The following is an 18263-nucleotide window of genomic DNA, read 5'->3' on the forward strand; positions in this document are numbered from 1 at the left end:
ATGACAAACCGATCTTTCAATTTCCGGAAGGTCGTCCTGCGCGCCAGCGCCTCGGCGATCGTCGGATCAATCGGGCTCGCACCGATGGCGGCGCATGCGCAGGACGCCGCAGCAAGTGAGCCTCAGGCTGAGGAGCAACATACCGGCGGTCTAGGTGAAATCATCGTGACTGCGCGCAAGCGGGCCGAGAACCTGCAGGAAACGCCGGTCGCGATCACAGCGATGACCGGGGCGATGCTGGAAGAAAAGCAGATCGTCAACGTTGCGGAAGTCGCCAAGTTCGCGCCGAACGTCAGCATCTCGCCGGTAGCCAACCTCTCCGGTTCCAGTGCCTCGATCACCGCGTTCATCCGCGGCGTGGGCCAGACCGATTTCAATATCACGGTCGACCCGGGCGTGGGCGTCTATGTCGATGGCGTCTATGTTGCCCGCTCGGTCGGTGCGCTGCTCGACATGGCCGACGTTTCGAGCGTGCAGGTCCTGCGCGGGCCCCAGGGCACGCTGTTCGGGAAGAACACCATCGGCGGCGCGATCGTCGTCAATTCCGTCGAACCTCAGAACGAGTTCGACATGAAGCTCGAAGCGGCAACCGGACGGTTCAACCGCGCCGATTTCAAGGGCATGATCAACGTGCCTCTGAGCGACAATCTCGCAATGCGCGCGGTTGCTTCCTATGAAACCCGCGACGGCTATCAGAAGCGTTTGTTCGACGGCGGCCGCCAGGGCAACAAGGACAGCTTCGGCGGACGCATTGCGTTCAAGTGGGAGCCGACCGATAAACTGACCGTCAACCTGAGCGGGGATATCAACATCCGCCGCGAGGCGGCAGCTGCCTCTACTCTGGTAGACCTGTTTGAATCGCCGAACCTGCTGCAGGTCGTACAGTTGAATGGTCGGAGCGTAGTTTTCCCCAGTGCGACCTATGCCTGGAACAAGCTTCGTGGCGGCGCCGGTGCTTGCGGTGCGGATGGCCAGCTAGCGCCGGTCAACAATCCAAGCTGCGCCACCAAGCAGTGGATCACGGGCGATATCGACACGACCTGGTCTGATGGCAAGAACCAGTCAGATTTCGACCTGTGGGGCACTACGCTGACGATGGATTATGATTTCGGCGACATCAACCTGAAGTCGATCAGCGCCTACCGTAATCAAAAGGCCACGACTGTGTGGGACTTCGACGCCACACCGCATCCCTACCTTGAGTCGACCAACAACATTGACCTCTGGCAGGCCTCGCAGGAACTGCAATTGACCGGCAGCATCCTGAACGATCGCGTGAAGTTCGTTCTGGGTGCCTTTTACCTGAAGGAAAAAGGCCAGGACAAGAATGACCTGCACTTTGGCTTTGCCGATTTCCTCAGCGGCGGCAAGATCGATAACGACAGCTATGCCAGCTATCTGCAGGCGACCTTCAAAGTGACCGATCGGTTCTCGATTACGCCGGGTATCCGCTATACCAATGAGACCAAGCGTTTTGATCCCTCGTTCCAGACGATCTACAACGATTACACAGTTCCGCTGGGGCAGGCAGGCATCATTCCATACCCGCAAGGCGTGTTCGTTGCATTCAGCCAATGCGTAACCGGCCAGCCGGTTCCCTTGCTGGTGACCGATCCGACGAGCCCGCTGTTCGGCTTCCCGCTGCCTGGAGGCTGCGCACCAGCCGCCACAAACCCTGGTGGAAACCACACGATGCCGGCAGTCCAGGTTGCCGCCAAGGCCAAGGAATGGACGCCGGCAATTTCGGCTGACTACAAGATCACTGACGATATCCTTGTCTATGCCTCCTATTCCAAGGGTTTCAAGAACGGCGGATTCACGCAGCGGATCTTCCCGGCTGAACAGGTTGCGCCGTCGTTCAGGCCCGAATTCGTGGAATCATACGAACTCGGCCTCAAGACCGAGCTGCTGGATCGCCGTCTGCGCCTGAACCTCGCCGCGTTCATGTCAAACTACGATGACATCCAGGTCGTCGTCAGCGAAGGCATCGCCCCCCGGGCACGAAACGCCGGTACCGGCCGGATCAAAGGCTTTGAAGTCGAAGGCGAGGCGGCTCCGACCGATTGGCTACGCCTGACCTTCGGCGTTGGCTATCTTGATGCCTATTACCGCTCCATTGATCCGTTCGCGTTCCCCGTGAACCTGAACTCGAAGTTCGCCTTCGTGCCGGAATGGACCGGATCGGCCTCGTTCAATGCCGACGTCTATGAAGGCGACATGGGCAAACTGACTCTGCGCGGCGACTGGTCGTACCAGAGCGAAACCTTCAAGGATGCGATCAACAGCCCGCAACTGCGCCAGCCTGGCTACAGCGTGTTCGGTGCCAGTGCTTCGTTCACCGAGAAGAGCGAGCACTATACGGTGACCGCTGGCGTGACCAACCTGACGGACAAACGCTATATCCAGGGCGGTTTCGTCGATCCCAACGTCGCTGGAACAGCGGTGGCAACCTATTCACGCCCGCGTGAATGGTTCCTCAAGCTCGCCTATAAGTACTGACACTTACCACTCCCGAGGGCGGCGGTCCGCCGCCGCCCTCAACCTTCTGGTGGCACCGACCAAGAACCTGCCAGACACCTCACCGTCTAATTTGGTATCGGCAACTTGTCTTGGGGCCAAAGGAGCAACGACTTGACCGTTACGATCCCCCCGCTCGAGCGCAGCGATTTCCTGACCGGCCAGCCGCTTGTCGACGGCACCGAGATCTGTGCCGACTCTACCTACGCGGTCACTAACCCGGCAACCGGAAAAACGCTGGCGAATGTCGTCAAGCTGGGCGCTGCCCAGACGCACCGGGCAATTGAAAGCAATTCCCGCGCCTTCATCGATTGGCGCAAGCGGCCCGCTCAGGAACGCGCGCGCCTGCTGCATGACTGGCTGGCGCTGGTCCGGCTCCATCGCCACGATCTTGGTTTGCTGATGACCGCCGAACAGGGCAAACCGCTGGCCGAAGCACTGGGCGAGGTCGATTACGCCGCAAGCTTCATCCAGTGGTTCGCCGAAGAGGCGCGCCGTGTCTATGGCGAGGTCATTCCGGCCAGTTCCGAGCGGCGGATTATCGTGATCCGTCAGCCGGTCGGCGTGGCTGGCGCCATTACGCCGTGGAACTTTCCCGCCGCGATGATCACCCGCAAGGTCGCGCCTGCACTGGCGGCGGGCTGCACCGTGACCCTCAAACCGTCCGAACTCACCCCGCTGACCGCTTGCGCTCTGGCAAAGCTCGCTCTCGAAGCGGGCATTCCGCCCGGCGTGTTCAACGTGGTCTGCGGGGATGCACCCGCGATCGGATCGGTCCTGACCAGCCATCCCGATGTCACCAAGTTCACTTTCACCGGTTCGACCGCGGTTGGCAAGCTGCTGACTGCGCAATGCGCCACCACCCTGAAACGGGTTTCGATGGAACTGGGCGGCAATGCCCCGCTGCTAGTGTTCGACGATGCCGATCTCGATCAGGCGGTCGAGGGGGTGATCGCATCGAAATTCCGTAACACCGGACAGACCTGCGTTTGCGCCAACCGGATCCTGGTGCAGAGCGGCATTCATGACCGCTTCGTCGAGGCGCTGGCCGCCAGGGTCTCCGCGTTCCGGGTCGGCAACGGCCTTGAAGGTGCAACCGACCAGGGACCGTTAATCACCGCATCAGCCTTGGCCAAGGTTCACGGGCATGTCGCCGACGCCGTGGCGCAAGGTGCCCAGCTGGTCACAGGCGGCAAGGGACACGAGGCCGGAGAGCTGTTCTTCCAACCAACTGTTCTGACCGGAGCGAGCCCGGCGATGCGGCTAGCGGACGAGGAGACTTTCGGGCCGGTTGCCCCGGTGTTCCGTTTCGAAACCGAGGTCGAAGCGCTGACGCTTGCCAACGCCACGCGCTCGGGGCTGGCGGCCTATGCCTTCACCCGCGACATTGACCGCGCCTGGCGGGTTTCCGAAGGACTTGAGACCGGGATGGTCGGCTTAAACAGCGGCATCGTCTCGACCGAGACCGCACCGTTTGGCGGCATCAAGGAATCGGGACTTGGCCGAGAAGGTTCGCGACACGGTATTGAAGAATTCTTGGAGATGAAGACCATCAGTGTTGGGGTCCGGAATGAGAGTCCGGTGTAAGCGGAATGCGGTCCCGAGGAGTCAAGATTTTCGTTGCTCAATGCGGAATGCATTGTATGATGTCGGCAAAAGAGTGGGAGACGGAATTCAGCATGCCCTTCAGGGTTAGGCCTTATGCGACCTTGACCGCCCAGAACGCGCAGGAAAGTCTCCTGCCGTGAAGCGCATGGTCGTGGGGATGACCGGCGCAACCGGCTCGGTCTATGGCCTTCGCCTGCTTGAGCTACTGCGCGAGACGGGCGGTTGGGAAACCCATCTGGTGATGTCTCCGGCGGCGCTGCTCAACATTCGCGAGGAACTGCCCGAAGGCAAAGCCCGGCTCGAAGCACTGGCCGATGTGGTGCACAACGTCCGCAACGTCGGCGCCTCGATCGCCAGCGGTTCGTTCGTGTGCGAAGGCATGGCGATCGCGCCCTGTTCGATGCGCACGCTGGGCGCGGTGGCGCACGCCCTGTCCGACAACCTCATCACCCGTGCGGCCGACGTGATGCTGAAGGAACGGCGCCGCCTTGTGATGATCACCCGCGAAGCGCCGCTCAACCTGGCGCACCTGCGCAACATGACGACCTGCACTGAAATGGGGGCAGTGATCTTCCCCCCGGTGCCGGCTTTCTATGCGCGGCCGACCTCGCTGGCCGACGTGGTCGATCACAGCTGCATGCGGGTACTGGATCTGTTCGGGCTTCATTTGAAGTCGGAGAAACGCTGGCAAGGCCTTAGCAAAGAGGCGGCAAGCCTTGTTTCGGGTGCTGGGCAAATGGAAGGGAATTGAGAATGGCGTGGGATGTCAGCCGTCGCACCGTCGTGAGCGGTGGCGCCGTGGGTGCTGTCGTTGCCGGTCTGGGAATCGGCCGCAGCGCTTTTGCTCAGCGGCCGCGCAAGATCATCGTCATCGAAGAGACGCACGTTCCTGAAAGTCGACTATTTGCCGAAACCTTTATCAATTCGGGGCGCGCAGCGCAGGTTGTCCGGATCGACCGGAGCTTCAACGGCCTGCTGCATGAACTTGAAGCGGTTGAAGGCGTGCTGGTCGGCCTTACTTCCGATCCCGCGGCGATGATCGCCGGGCAGATCCTTGTGGCCGGCGGCGCCCGCCCGCTACTGCAGTGGACCCATCAATACCGCAAACTGCGCTGGGAACACCAGACTGTCGGCGCGCCAACGCTGCTTGCGCGGGCCAGCGTCGGCTGGCCCAGCGTTCTTGCCCACCACATGCAGGATGCGCTCGTCGGCGATCGCCAGGATGCCGAACTGCGGTGCCAGTCAGGACATTGCGGCCTCGATGGCAAGAGCCCCGGCATGCTGGTTTCATGGGCATTCGAAGTGGGAGTACAGCAGTCGTGAGTACGCGCATGCCACAAGGCGTCGACGCCGCAACCTTTACCAAGGCTCTGGACGAATTAGCGGTTATCGTCGGCAAGGAATGGGTCTTCGTCGATGAACTGCCGCTGTCGGCCTATCGCGACGCCTATTCACCGCTGGCCGATGGCGAGATGCTGCCCTCGGCTGCCGTGGCACCGGCCAACATGGAACAGATTCAGCAGGCACTGAAGGTATTCAACGCTTACAAGCTGCCGATCTGGACATTCGGCAACGGCCGCAATTTCGCTTATGGTGGCCCGGCCCCGCGCCAGTCCGGTTATGTCATGTTCGACCTCAAGCGTATGAACCGCATTCTCGAAGTCAACGAGAAATACGGCTATGCGCTGGTCGAACCAGGCGTTTCCTATTTTCAGCTTCACCGCCATCTGCGCAAGATCGGCAGCAAGCTTTGGGTCGATCCTGCGGCACCAGGTTGGGGCGGCGTCATGGGCAACGCGCTTGAACATGGCGCGGGTTACACCCCCTACGGCGATCACTTCGTCATGCAGTGCGGCATGGAAGTGGTCCTTGCCGACGGTAAGGTCGTCCGCACCGGTCAGGGCGCGATCGAGGGGTCGCATCATTGGCAATCCACCAAGCATGCAGCCGGTCCGCATTTTGATGGCATGTTCACCCAGTCCAATTTCGGCATTGTTACCAAGATGGGTATCTGGTTGATGCCCGAACCGCCGGGCTACAAGCCGTTCATGATCACTTACGAGCGCGAGGAAGACCTTGCCGCAATCTTCGATGCGGTGCTGCCGCTGAAAATCAACCAGGTTATCCCGAACGCCGCTGTGGCGGTCGATCTGTTGTGGGAAGTGTCCGCCAAGACCACGCGTCGCCATTACTTCGACGGCAAGGGCCCTATCCCAGATTCGATCCGCAAAAAGATCGCGTCGGATCATGGGTTAGGCATGTGGAACTTCTACGCAGCGCTCTATGGCCCGCCACCGATCATCGAGAACAACTGGAAGCTCGTCGAGGAAGCGATGATGAGCATTCCGGGTGCCAAACTGCACCTTGACCGCGAGAACGACCCCGCCTGGGACTATCGCGTCCAGCTGATGCGCGGTGAACCCAACATGACCGAATTCAGCATCATGAACTGGATCGGCGGCGGCGGGCATATCAACTTCTCGCCGATCTCGGCACCCGACGGCAAGGAAGCGCTGAGCCAATACAACTTGATCAAGCAACGCTGCCACGATTTCGGGTTCGACTATATCGGCGAATTCCTGGTCGGCTGGCGCGACATGCACCACATCCTGATGATCATGTACGATCGCGCCGACGACGGCATGCGCAAGAGCGCCTATGACCTGTTCGGCAAGCTGGTAGACGAGGCAGCCGGTGCGGGCTTCGGCGAATACCGCACCCACCTCGCCTTCATGGACCAGATCGCCAAGACCTATAAGCACAACGATGGGGCGCTGTGGGACCTGCACCACCGTCTCAAGGACGTGCTCGACCCCAACGGCATCCTCTCCCCCGGCAAGCAGGGGATATGGCCCCAGGCGATGCGCAACCAAGCGTAATCACACGGCCGGCTGAACAAAGACTTCAAGGATTGACGACCATGACGCAAATTGAGCACTGGATTGGCGGCACCGCCGTGGCTGCAACGGGCGGGGCCTATTTCGACGATCTTAACCCGGTCGATGATTCGGTCTATTCCCGGGTTCCCGCCGGCACTGCGGAAGACGTGAACCGCGCCGTGGAGAACGCGCATCAGGCCTATCTCCAGCATCGCGATCTGCCCGCCGCAGTGCGCGAAGGGTGGATCGCGAAAGCCGCCGAAATCATGGAGCGCGATACCGCCAAGTTCGCCGACGTGCTGGTCGACGAAATCGGTTCGCCGATCGCCAAGGCCGGGTTCGAAACCCGCTTCGCGGTCAGCTTCCTGCGCGCGGCGATCGGCGTGCCGCGCCGGATTCGGGGGGAAACGATCCCTTCGGACACCCCTGGGCGGTTCAGCATGAGCCTGCGCCAGCCGGTCGGTGTGGTCGCCGGGATTACCCCGTTCAACGTGCCGCTGATCAAGGGGATCAAACAGTCGGCCATGGCCCTGGCCACAGGCAACGCCTTCGTGCTGCTACCCTCGGAAGCCGCGCCAATGATCGCCGATCTGCTCGCTAAATTGTGGAAGGAGGCCGGCGTTCCCGACGGCTTGTTCAACGTGGTCTACGGCAATGGCGCGGAGATCGGCGACGTGCTGACCGGCCATCCCAAGGTCGCATCGATAACCTTCACCGGGTCCTCGCGCGTCGGCAAGCACATCGCCGGAATCGCTGCCCGCAACCTCAAGAAGTACACGCTGGAGCTGGGCGGCAAGAGCCCGCTGGTGATCTGCGCCGATGCCGATCTGGACAAGGCGGTCAACGCCGCGCTGTTCAGCATCTTCATGTACCAGGGCCAGGTCTGCATGGGGGCTTCGCGGATCTATGTGGAACGGTCGATCTTCGACCAGTTCGCCAAGGCCTTCGCCGCCGCGACAGGCCGCGCCAAGAGGGGCGACCTGCGCGATCCTACAACCATGCTGGGCCCGATAATTTCCGAACGCCAGCGCGACCGGGTCCGCCGCCACATCGACGATGCCCGGTCCAAGGGCGCAGAGCTGCTAGCCGGTGCTGAGTGGAACGGAAACGTATGCTCAGCGACGGTACTGCGCGGCGTTACAGCCGAAATGACCGTGTTCGAGGAAGAGACCTTCGGCCCGGTCACCTCGCTCTTTCCGTTCGACACACTTGAGGAAGCCCTCGAACTCGCCAACAACACCGAATACGGCCTCAGCGCCTCTATCTTCACCCGCGATCTCGACAAGGCGCTGGCCTTTGCCCAGCGGGCCGAAGCGGGGATGGTCCACATCAACGCGCCGACCCTGCACGACGAGCCGCACGTTCCGTTCGGCGGAACGAAGGCCTCTGGGTTCGGGCGCGAAGGCACCGAAGCCGATCTCGAGATCATGACCGAATGGAAATGGGTCACGATCCAGTCGGCGACTGAGGGCGGACACTGACAGGCGGGAACGAATGACCATGAACGATCTCCCTAACCGCGCCCGCTCGATCTCGTCGCTGCGCGACTTCCTCGAACTGCTCGAGGATGCCGGCCAGGCGATCACCTGGAGCGATGCGGTGATGCCCGAACCCGGCGTGCGCAACATAGCCGTCGCCGCATCGCGCGATGCCAACGGCGCGCCGGCGATCGTATTCGACAATATCACCGGTTACCCCGGCAAGCGCTTGGCGGTGGGCGTCCATGGTTCGTGGGACAACATCGCCCTGCTGCTGGGCCGACCTAAGGGCACGACCATCCGCGAGCTTTTCTTCGAGATCGCCGGCCGCTGGGGCGATCAGGAAGCGCAAATCAGCTTTGTCCCAGAAGCCCAGGCCCCGGTGCACGAATGCCGGATCGAACAGGACATCAACCTTTACGATGTCCTGCCGGTCTATCGGATCAACGAATATGATGGCGGGTTCTACATCGGCAAGGCCTCGGTCGCCTCGCGCGATCCGCTCGATCCAGACAATTTCGGCAAGCAGAATGTCGGCATCTATCGCCTGCAGATCCAAGGGCCGGACAGCTTCACCCTGATGACGATCCCCTCCCACGACATGGGACGTCAGATCATGGCGGCCGAACGGGAAGGCGTTCCGCTAAAGATTGCGGTCATGCTAGGTAATCATCCCGGCCTTGCGGTGTTTGCTGCCACCCCGATCGGCTACGAGGAATCGGAATATTCCTATGCCTCGGCGATGATGGGCGCGCCAATCCGGCTGACCAAATCGGGCAACGGGATCGACATCCTGGCCGACAGCGAAATCGTGATAGAGGCCGAACTGCAACTGGGTGAACGCGAGCTGGAAGGGCCGTTCGGCGAATTCCCCGGTTCCTACAGCGGCGTGCGCAAGGCGCCGATCTTCAAGGTCACGGCGGTGTCGCACCGGCGCGATCCGATCTTCGAGAACATTTACATCGGGCGCGGCTGGACCGAGCACGATACGCTGATCGGCCTGCACACCTCCGCCCCGATCTATGCCCAGCTGCGCCAGAGCTTCCCCGAAGTCACCGCGGTCAACGCGCTTTACCAGCACGGACTGACCGGGATCATCTCGGTCAAAAACCGCATGGCCGGCTTTGCCAAGACGGTCGCGCTGCGCGCGCTGAGCACGCCGCACGGCGTGATGTACCTCAAGAACCTGATTATGGTCGATGCCGATGTCGATCCGTTCGATCTTAATCAGGTGATGTGGGCGCTTTCGACCCGCACCCGTGCGGACGATATTATCGTGCTGCCCAACATGCCTGCCGTGCCGATCGATCCTTCGGCAGTGGTCCCGGGCAAGGGGCACCGCCTGATCATCGACGCGACCAGCTATCTCCCGCCCGATCCGGTGGGTGAAGCGCACCTTGTCACCCCGCCGACCGGGGACGAGATCGACGCCCTGAGCAAGCGGATCCGCGAAATGCAGCTGGGAGCCCTGTCATGACCACCACCGTCTGCGGGCGCTGCAAATCGAGCGGCGCTGTCACCGATCATCAGGGCAGGCAGGACGGCGCGGTCGTGTGGACGATCCTGCGCTGCCCGACCTGCAACTTTTCCTGGCGCGACAGCGAACCGGCCCGCGCTATCGACCCGGCTGTGCGCTCAGCCGATTTCGCCGTCGATGCCGGCGATCTCCAGCGTTATCCCAAGATTCTCCAGCAATAAGGCTCCCAACGCCATGATCGACCAAGCCCGCCAGACGGCCACGCTCGGCACCCTCGCCCAGGCACTGGGCAAGGCCGCCGTCGATATCAGCCCGCAGACCCTTGCCCGCTATGCTGTCCCAGGGATGGCACCGGCAGGCGTGGTGCTTCCGGCCGATGAAGCCCAGCTCGCCAGGGTGCTGGAAGCTGCGCGCACCAGCGGCGGTGTGGTCCAGACGGTCTGCAACGGCGCCTACGGACTTGAAAAAGCCGTACAGGACAAGGTGATCGTGCTTGACCTGCAGAAGATGAACAAGGTCCTCGAGGTCAATGACGAACTGGCCACCTGCCTAGTCGAACCGGGCGTCACCTTCCGCCAGCTCGATGCCCACATCAAGGAAAAGGGAATTAAGCTGTGGGTCGACTTTCCCGGCAATCCCGATGAAAGCGTGGCCGCCAGTTTCATCAACCGCCGCCCCGGCTACACCCCCTATTCCGATCATTTCCTGATGCAGTGCGGGCTCGAGGTCATGCTGGCTGATGGCAAGATGGTGCGCACCGGCATGGGCGCCATGCCCAAGAGCACCTGCTGGCAGCTGTTCAAGTTCGGCTATGGCCCTTGGGTCGATGGCCTGTTCACCCAGTCCGATTTCGGGGTGGTGACCAAGGTGGGCATGTGGATGATGCCGCAGCCCCCGGCGCACCAGACCTTCATGGTCTCGGTCCCCAAGGAGGACGATCTGGGCGCGTTGTTGGACGTGCTCGGGCCGCTCAAGCTCAACATGGTGGTGGCCAATGGCGTCGCGGTGGGCAATGCGCTCCACGAAGCGGCCCTGCTCGGCAAGCGCCGCGCCGATTTTGAGGGCCAGGGGCCGATGGCGGCAAGCGCGGTCAAGGCCGCTGGTGAGGTGCTCGGACTAGGCTACTGGAACCTTTACGGCTCGCTCTATGGCCTGCCCGGCAACGTCGCGATCCTGTGGGACATGGTCAAGGGCGCGTTCTCGTCGATCAGCGGCGCAAGGGTGATTACCGATGGCAAGGGCATCGATCCCAAGCTGTGGGCCTGGCGGATGGGCACGATGACCGGTGTGGTGGCCGATCCCCCGGCCAGGACAGCAGGCTGGAGCGGCGACATGGCGCTTACGGTCAACCCGGTCAGCCCTGTGGATGGCGAGGAAGCCGTCAAGCTCTATGAACTGTCGCGCGATATCTGTGCCAAAAACGGCTTCGACTTCGTTGGCGAAACCACCGCGATCTGGCGTTCGGCCAACCATCGCCAGGTGCTGCCCCATGCCGCCGGGAAGGGCGAGGATGCGGTACGGGCCAAGACCTGCGCCGAAGCCCTGATCGCCGCGCAGGCCGAGGCCGGCTTCGGCCAGATCCTGACCGACCCCGGGCTGGGGGCGGCGGTTGCCAAGACCTATGAAAAGGGTGGCCGCTCGGCCCTGCATGCGCGGGTCAAGCAGGCGCTTGATCCCAACTCGATCTTTGCCTCGGTCTGAGCCGATGCGTCGCCATGCCTGCGGAGGTAAAATGAATAAGTTCCTCGCCCTTTCGCTTTTCGCTGCACTTGCTGCCTGTTCGTCCGCACAAGGCGAATCAGTGGTGGACGGTGCGGAGAATTATGAGCGTTACTGCGCAGGTTGCCACAACCCCGGCCCGGGCCACGGTGGCACCATGCTGCTGGCCGAAAAAGGTGCTCCGGTGCCTTCGCTCATCGGTCGCAAGGACTTAGATTACGATTACCTACATTCGGTCGTTCGCCAGGGCCTGATCGAAATGCCGCCGTTCCGACCGACCGAATTGTCGGACGCGGAGATCAAGCAGATCTACGATCACATCGTGGCGCAGAAGCTTCCCGCCGCAAAGGCCGAACCCGCCAAAAACAAGGCACTTTGAGGTCAAATCAAGCTGGGCGGAAAAGGTCGACAGGGTTCGTAAGGCTGAAATTGCTAGGGTGCCAACGGAGTATGCGGATAGCTGGTTGCTTTGGTGAGCACGCACCTTGTGTTTGATAGTCGTCATTATCGATAGCTACGGTACACAAGTGATCGCTTAGTTACGCTGTTGTCTGGTTCCGCTCGCCGCACCACAAAAGCGCTTTCGGTCCAGCTTTCCTCGCTGGCCCGGTTGGCCTTGCGCTCGGCAGCGTAGCCTTCCTGGGAATTTCAGCTCGCTACAACCGCATGCGGGTATTTGCGCGGATTTTTTCACTTTCGGGATTTGTCCAACTCACAAGGTTCGCGGTAACGCTTGAAGAGCTGCTCGCCATTACTGCATCTGAACCGAATGATATCACATGACGAGTGGAATTTATGATCGAGATGGCACGGTTTGATTGGAGCGATCCCTTCAACTTCGATGATCAACTGACAGAAGAAGAACGAATGGTGCGTGATGCGGCTCATGGCTTCGCGCAAGGGGAACTTCAGCCCCGGGTCATCAATGCCTTCCGCGAAGAGCTGGACGCAGCAGAGTTGTTTCCACTCATGGGACAAGCCGGCTTGCTTGGAGCGACGATCCCACAGTCTTATGGCGGTGCTGGAGCTGGCTATGTCTCCTACGGCCTGATCGCGCGTGAGATTGAGCGCGTGGATTCGGGCTATCGGTCAATGGCATCGGTGCAAAGCTCGCTCGTCATGTATCCGATTTTTGCTTTCGGCTCGGAAGAACAGCGGTTTAAATATCTGCCTGGCCTAGCCGCAGGCTCGCTGATCGGCTGCTTCGGCCTGACAGAACCTGATGCGGGATCTGATCCTGCGGGCATGCGCACAATCGCGAAGAGGATTGATGGTGGCTATGTCCTTTCCGGCATCAAAACATGGATTTCGAATGCTCCTTTCGCCGACGTCTTTGTTGTCTGGGCAAAGAGCGAAGCACATGATGGGGCCATTTGCGGCTTCGTGCTTGAAAAGGGCCTGAAGGGGCTTTCCGCTCCCAAGATCAAGGGCAAGCTCAGCCTGCGTGCCTCGACCACCGGCATGATCTTGATGGACGAGGTTGAGGTTGACGAAGAAGCCTTGCTCCCCGGGGTCCAGGGTCTCAAGGGCCCCTTCGATTGCCTAAACCGCGCACGCTATGGGATCAGTTGGGGAGCGCTCGGCGCCGCGGAGTATTGCATGCACGCAGCCCGCCAATATGGACTTGATCGGCACCAGTTTGGAAAGCCGCTTGCCGCCAACCAACTTTATCAAAAGAAGCTCGCCGATATGCAAACGGACATTGCGCTAGGGTTGCAAGCCTCATTGCGTGTCGGCCGCCTAATGGACGAAGGCAGGTTCGCGCCGGAGATGGTCTCTCTCGTCAAGCGTAACAATGTCGGAAAATCGCTTGATATTGCGCGCCATGCCCGAGACATGCACGGCGGTAATGGCATCAGCGATGAATATCAAGTCATGCGGCACATGGTGAATCTGGAAACCGTCAACACCTATGAAGGCGCGCACGATGTACACGCGCTCATCCTTGGCCGAGCACTCACTGGCATTGCCGCATTCTAGGGTAGGCCACCTTTCTTCTTCAGTGTTGCGCTGCCTGGTCGCAGCAACAGTCGTTGTGTCGAGTGAGCGGAAACGACGGAGCGTGGTGGCCGCCTCAATAGCTTCGCGGTAGTTTCAGGACATGCTCTGCGATGAATGACAATATGAGATTGGTCGAAACAGGTGCCACCTGATAAAGGCGGGCCTCTCGAAATTTCCGTTCGATGTCGTATTCCTCAGCAAAGCCATATCCGCCATATGTCTGGATGCAGGCGTTGCCCGCTTCGACTGCTACGTCCGCGGCAAGCATTTTTGCCATGTTCGCCTCGGGTCCATGTTCAAGCCCCGCTTCGCAAAGGCGCGCGGCCTCATGGACCATGAGCTCGGCAGCGCGCATATTTGCGTGGGCTCGCGCGATCGGAAAAGAGACGCCCTGGTTCATGCCAATGGGGCGATCGAACACCACCCGTTGATTGGCATAAGCAATGGATTTTCGGGTGAACCATTTTGCATCACCGACGCATTCGGCAGCAATAAGAACTCTTTCCGCATTCATGCCCGAAAGGATGCAATGAAAGCCCTTGCCTTCTTTGCCTAAGAGATTGGCGACCGGGATGCGCATCCTGTCGAAGAAAAGTTCCGTCGTGGCATGGTTCATCATGGTGCGGATAGGCCGGATCGTTAGCGAACCCGCGGTGCGAGCCTGGTTCATATCGACGATGAATATGGAAAGACCGTCGGTTTTCTTCGTCACTTGATCGCGCGGCGAAGTCCTCGCTAGCAGCAGCATGAGATCGCTGTGTTCGGCGCGACTGGTCCAGATTTTCTGGCCGCTCACCACGAAATAGTCCCCATCGCGAACTGCCGTCGTCCTTAACGCAGTGGTATCGGAGCCGCTTCCCGGCTCGGTTACGCCGAAAGCCTGCAAGCGCAGTGCGCCGCTTGCGATCGCGGGCAGATAAAGGCGCTTTTGCTCATCCGATCCATGTCTAAGGATGATGGCCATGTTATACATCTGGGCATGGCATGCCGCTCCGTTGCAACCCATCGCTTGAATCGTCTCAAGGATGGCAACTGCAGCCGAAAGGCCCAGACCTGATCCGCCATATTCCTCGGGTATAAGTACCGAAAGATAGCCAGCGCTCGTCAACGCATCGACAAAAGAAGTCGGATATTCGCGATCAGCGTCGAGCTTGCGCCAATATTCACCCGGGAACTTTTCACACAGCCGGCGCACACCGTCGCGGATTTCGTGAAAGTGTTGAGGTTCGAAAGGACTAAGAAACTGCATCGCCCTCATCCTGAGAGATTGTGAAAAACCCTTGATCTGCAACGATGACGTCGCGCTCGAGCACCGATGCCCGAAAAGCGCCATTATTCCAGATTTCGGTTCTGATGGTTTCACCAGGGAACACCGGTGCGGCGAAACGCAGTTGCACTGCGCGCAGGCGCTCGGTCTGGTAGCCGAGCCGCCCGCGGAGGATGGCGTGAACGATGATGCCCATCGTGCCCAGGCCGTGCAATATCGGCATCCTGTACCCGGCGCGCGCCGCGATTGCTGGATCGCTGTGCAGCGGGTTGAGATCTCCATTTAGACGATAGATCAGGGCCTGTTCGGGACCGGTCGTCAGGTCAATGACAAGAGCGGCATTGCCTTCCGCCACGGGTACCGGCGAACTTCGCGGAGCTTCGCCTTCCCCTCCGAACCCGCCGCCGCCGCGAATGAAGATCGTACGTTCAAGACAGGCAAAGCAGGTGCCGCAATCATCGCGGATATTGGTTTCGGTGAATATCAACGCGGCCTTGCCCACGCCTTTGTCGACAATGTGGGTGACGCGGGTTGTGCTTTCGACTTCGCCAGTTGCCGGAACCGGGCCAAGCAGTACCATGGATTGACCGGCATGCAGGACGGAAACCGGATCCACACCGGAATCAGGGTGCCCCAGCCAGAACCCGGGACTCGCGAGAACGAGCGCCATGCCGGGCATGGCAACCGGTCCACGAAGGGGATCCACGAATGGCAGCTGCGAGAGGTCGGTAGGATCTCGCCCCATCCCGATCGATAAGGCGTAAAATGCAGCATCGCGTGGAGTGACGGTCTGACGAACCGCAGGAATACGAAAGTTGAGCAATTTTTGCGGATCGATTGTCACTTTCAATTTCCCTGGAAGGTGGTCAAAGGGTGGCGCTGGCAACCATGATCGGACGGCCGTCGCGCGCATGGGCGACGAACTGAACACTATTGCCGTTCGCGCGAAGCGCCAAATGCAGTTCCTCGCCGCAGATCGCGGCAGACACCGCTCGGCAATCGAAGCACCGAAGCGCATTGTCGCCGAAGTGCTGCTGGGCGAGTTCCAGCAGCAGTGTCGCCGTCAACGGACCGTGAACGACGAGGCCGCGATACCCCTCGATTTCGCAGGTGTAGGCCCGATCATAATGAATCCGGTGACTGTTGAAGGTCAGCGCCGAAAATCGGAACAGCAAGGTTTCCGAGGGGACCAGCGCGCGGTGCGCAACCCATCGAGATCCGTCGAAGGTCATGTCAGGCGGCCTTGGCAGCTCTGCGGGCCCCAAAGGCATGGGATCCCGATAAACGATCGCTTGGGTTTCGCGAACGAAGAGTTCGCCTTTGCAGTGGATTTCCTGTGCCATCTCGACAAAAACAAGCTTGCCGGTCGCGCCTTGCTTTTCGGCGATGGAATTGATCCGCGATCTGCGCTGCACCTTCTGGCCGATGAGCAACGGCGAAAGAAATTCGATCCTGCTCGATGCCCACATCCGGCGCGACTGAGGAAGTGGTGGCATGAAGCTGCTTTCGCCGCCGCGCACCGGATGTCCATCCACGCTCAATGCGGCTGTTGGCGCGTCTGGCAGGCAAAGGCACCAATGATAGCCTTGCGGCACGCTGCCATCTGCCGGCGCAACGCGGTCGAAAGTCGCCAGCCACCGTCGTGCGGCAGCGGGTTCCAGATAGTCGTGACGCAATTCTTCACGACCAATCCAGCTTTGCCATTGTACGTACGGCTGGGTGGTCATATATCATCCCCGGTCAGGCCGCGGGCAATCACCTGGGCCTGAATTTCCGCAGCGCCCTCGAAAATGTTGAGGATGCGCGCATCGCAAAGGATGCGACTGATCTCGTATTCAAGGGCATAACCATTGCCGCCGTGGATCTGCAGCGCAGCGTCGGCGTTCGACCAGGCGGCGCGAGCGGCAAGCAACTTTGCCATGCCGGCCTCAATATCGCAGCGCTTGTCCGAATCCCTGGCTCGCGCGGCAGCATAGCAGAGTTCACGCGCCATCACAAAATCGACAAGGCTCATCGCCAGCTTGTCCGACACGCGCGGAAACCCGACGATGGCCCTGCCGAATTGCTTGCGAACCAAGGCATAGTCGAGGCCCAGTTCGATGGCCCGCCGCGCGACGCCGATAGCCCGCGCGGCGGTCTGGATGCGTGCGCCCTCGAAGGTACGCATGAGCTGCTTGAACCCTTTCCCCTCCTCGCCGCCCAGCAGGGCGTCTGCCGGCGCGGTCATTGCATCGAACTGCAGGGCATATTCGCGCATCCCGCGATAACCGGGGACCTCGATCTCGCTTCCGGTCATGCCAGGGGCTGGGAAACCGTCATCGCTCGTGCCCCGAGGCTTGGGCACCAGCAACATCGACAGCCCGGCGTAACCCCCGGCTTCAGGTAATGTTCGCACCAGCATCGTCATCAGATCTGATCGGCTGGCATGGGTAATCCAGTTTTTCGCCCCGTTGATGACCCAGTGATCGCCGTCGTGCCGTGCGCGGGTTTGAATGGAGCCAAGATCCGATCCGGTGTCGGGTTCGGTGAAGGCTGCTGACGGCAAAACCTCGCCGCTTGCGATCCTGGGCAACCACCAGGCCTTTTGCGCTTCGGTGCCGTTCAAGCCGATCAGCTCGCCGGCGATTTCCGACCGCGTGCCAAGCGAGCCCGCGCCAATCCAGCCCCGCGACAATTCCTCGGTTATGATGCACATCTTTAGCTTACCGAGGCCAAGTCCCCCATAGATTTCGGGTATGCAGACTCCGAATGTACCGAGATCGGCCATGGCCTGAATCACTGCCTCGGGGATCAGATCATTCGCCAGATGCCATCCGTGAGCCTGGGGCACGATGACAGCATTGGTGAAGCGACGGTATTGCTCGCGGATCGTGTCGGCTTCGGCATCATCGAGCGACTCGCTTGGCCATTGCCCCTGGGCCAGGGCTGCAGCCACTTCGCCTCTGGTTGCAGCATAGTCCACATCGAGTAGGTCCACGCACCGGTCGAAAAGCGTGCGGGCAGCGCTGCCAAGTCCGAGGTCGCCGGGGCGGAAGATTTCGTTCTGGCCCATCGGCAGGCCGCCACCGATCTGGCCAATGCATTCAGCGAAGGCCAGAGTGGCGATCCTGGCGTCAAAGTCATTCTTGCTGCCCCTGGCTTCGGACCATTCGAGCACCGCTTCAAGCGCAGCCACAAGCGTGGCCACCCAGGCATAACCGTGCGCGGCCCGCTGCTCCTCATCAATCCTTCCGGACACCAAGCGCGCGCCCAACGCTGCCTTGACCGAGTCGCGATAGTCTCTCGCGGCGTTCAGGGCCTGGCGCAGATCAGCCACC

At 60.7% G+C, this 18263-nt stretch carries 15 protein-coding genes; 11 read left to right on the forward strand and 4 right to left on the reverse strand.

The features are described 5' to 3' along the window. The 11 genes from A8V01_RS12565 (at window position 1) to A8V01_RS12615 (ending at window position 13658) form a co-directional block, all read left to right on the forward strand. Window positions 1-2499, forward strand: coding sequence for a TonB-dependent receptor (locus tag A8V01_RS12565; RefSeq protein ID WP_245892459.1), 2499 nt, complete (start codon window positions 1-3; stop codon window positions 2497-2499). Window positions 2500-2631: 132 nt separating this feature from the next. Further along, complete coding sequence (locus tag A8V01_RS12570; RefSeq protein ID WP_103096195.1) at window positions 2632-4104, forward strand: NAD-dependent succinate-semialdehyde dehydrogenase; 1473 nt, start codon at window positions 2632-2634, stop codon at window positions 4102-4104. 166 nt (window positions 4105-4270) lie between these two features. Next, entirely contained in the window at window positions 4271-4876 is a 606-nt protein-coding gene (locus A8V01_RS12575) for a UbiX family flavin prenyltransferase (protein WP_245892471.1), read from the forward strand. Between the two features lie 2 nt (window positions 4877-4878). After that, window positions 4879-5448 carry a hypothetical protein gene (locus A8V01_RS12580; protein ID WP_103096197.1) on the forward strand — a complete coding sequence of 190 codons (570 nt, stop codon included), beginning with the start codon at window positions 4879-4881 and terminating at the stop codon, window positions 5446-5448. Continuing rightward, entirely contained in the window at window positions 5445-7004 is a 1560-nt protein-coding gene (locus A8V01_RS12585; RefSeq protein ID WP_245892461.1) for an FAD-binding oxidoreductase, read from the forward strand. The genes A8V01_RS12580 and A8V01_RS12585 overlap by 4 nt, the downstream gene beginning before the upstream one ends. A 41-nt stretch (window positions 7005-7045) precedes the next feature. After that, a complete protein-coding gene (locus A8V01_RS12590) occupies window positions 7046-8485 on the forward strand; it encodes an aldehyde dehydrogenase family protein (RefSeq protein WP_103096199.1) in 1440 nt (479 codons plus the stop codon). A 19-nt stretch (window positions 8486-8504) separates the two neighbouring features. Continuing rightward, on the forward strand, window positions 8505-9959 hold the full coding sequence (locus A8V01_RS12595) for a non-oxidative hydroxyarylic acid decarboxylases subunit C (RefSeq protein WP_226869789.1): 1455 nt from the start codon (window positions 8505-8507) through the stop codon (window positions 9957-9959). Continuing rightward, window positions 9956-10180 (forward strand): non-oxidative hydroxyarylic acid decarboxylases subunit D, encoded by a 225-nt coding sequence (locus A8V01_RS12600; protein ID WP_008828115.1) that lies wholly within the window; start codon window positions 9956-9958, stop codon window positions 10178-10180. Before A8V01_RS12595 ends, A8V01_RS12600 begins: the two co-directional genes overlap by 4 nt. 13 nt (window positions 10181-10193) lie before the next feature. Continuing rightward, on the forward strand, window positions 10194-11660 hold the full coding sequence (locus A8V01_RS12605) for an FAD-binding oxidoreductase (RefSeq protein ID WP_103096200.1): 1467 nt from the start codon (window positions 10194-10196) through the stop codon (window positions 11658-11660). Between the two features lie 31 nt (window positions 11661-11691). Further along, complete coding sequence (locus tag A8V01_RS12610; RefSeq protein ID WP_103096201.1) at window positions 11692-12057, forward strand: c-type cytochrome; 366 nt, start codon at window positions 11692-11694, stop codon at window positions 12055-12057. Window positions 12058-12473: 416 nt separating this feature from the next. Further along, entirely contained in the window at window positions 12474-13658 is a 1185-nt protein-coding gene (locus A8V01_RS12615) for an acyl-CoA dehydrogenase (protein ID WP_103096202.1), read from the forward strand. Between the two features lie 94 nt (window positions 13659-13752). Here A8V01_RS12615 and A8V01_RS12620 read toward each other — a convergent pair whose 3' ends face one another. The 4 genes from A8V01_RS12620 to A8V01_RS12635 are packed head-to-tail and all read right to left on the reverse strand — an operon-like array spanning window position 13753 to window position 18262. After that, a complete protein-coding gene (locus A8V01_RS12620) occupies window positions 13753-14928 on the reverse strand; it encodes an acyl-CoA dehydrogenase family protein (protein ID WP_103096203.1) in 1176 nt (391 codons plus the stop codon). Further along, complete coding sequence (locus A8V01_RS12625) at window positions 14915-15790, reverse strand: MaoC/PaaZ C-terminal domain-containing protein (protein ID WP_170065910.1); 876 nt, start codon at window positions 15788-15790, stop codon at window positions 14915-14917. The genes A8V01_RS12620 and A8V01_RS12625 overlap by 14 nt, the downstream gene beginning before the upstream one ends. 22 nt (window positions 15791-15812) lie before the next feature. Further along, window positions 15813-16673: an HTD2 family dehydratase gene (locus tag A8V01_RS12630; RefSeq protein WP_170065911.1), complete on the reverse strand. Its 861-nt coding sequence runs from the start codon at window positions 16671-16673 to the stop codon at window positions 15813-15815. After that, window positions 16670-18262, reverse strand: a complete 1593-nt coding sequence (locus A8V01_RS12635) for an acyl-CoA dehydrogenase family protein (protein WP_103096204.1) — start codon at window positions 18260-18262, stop codon at window positions 16670-16672. The genes A8V01_RS12630 and A8V01_RS12635 overlap by 4 nt, the downstream gene beginning before the upstream one ends. Window position 18263 lies beyond the last annotated feature (1 nt).

Origin of the sequence: Novosphingobium guangzhouense (genome assembly GCF_002896965.1) — a bacterium.
Classification (GTDB): Bacteria; Pseudomonadota; Alphaproteobacteria; order Sphingomonadales; family Sphingomonadaceae; genus Novosphingobium; species Novosphingobium guangzhouense.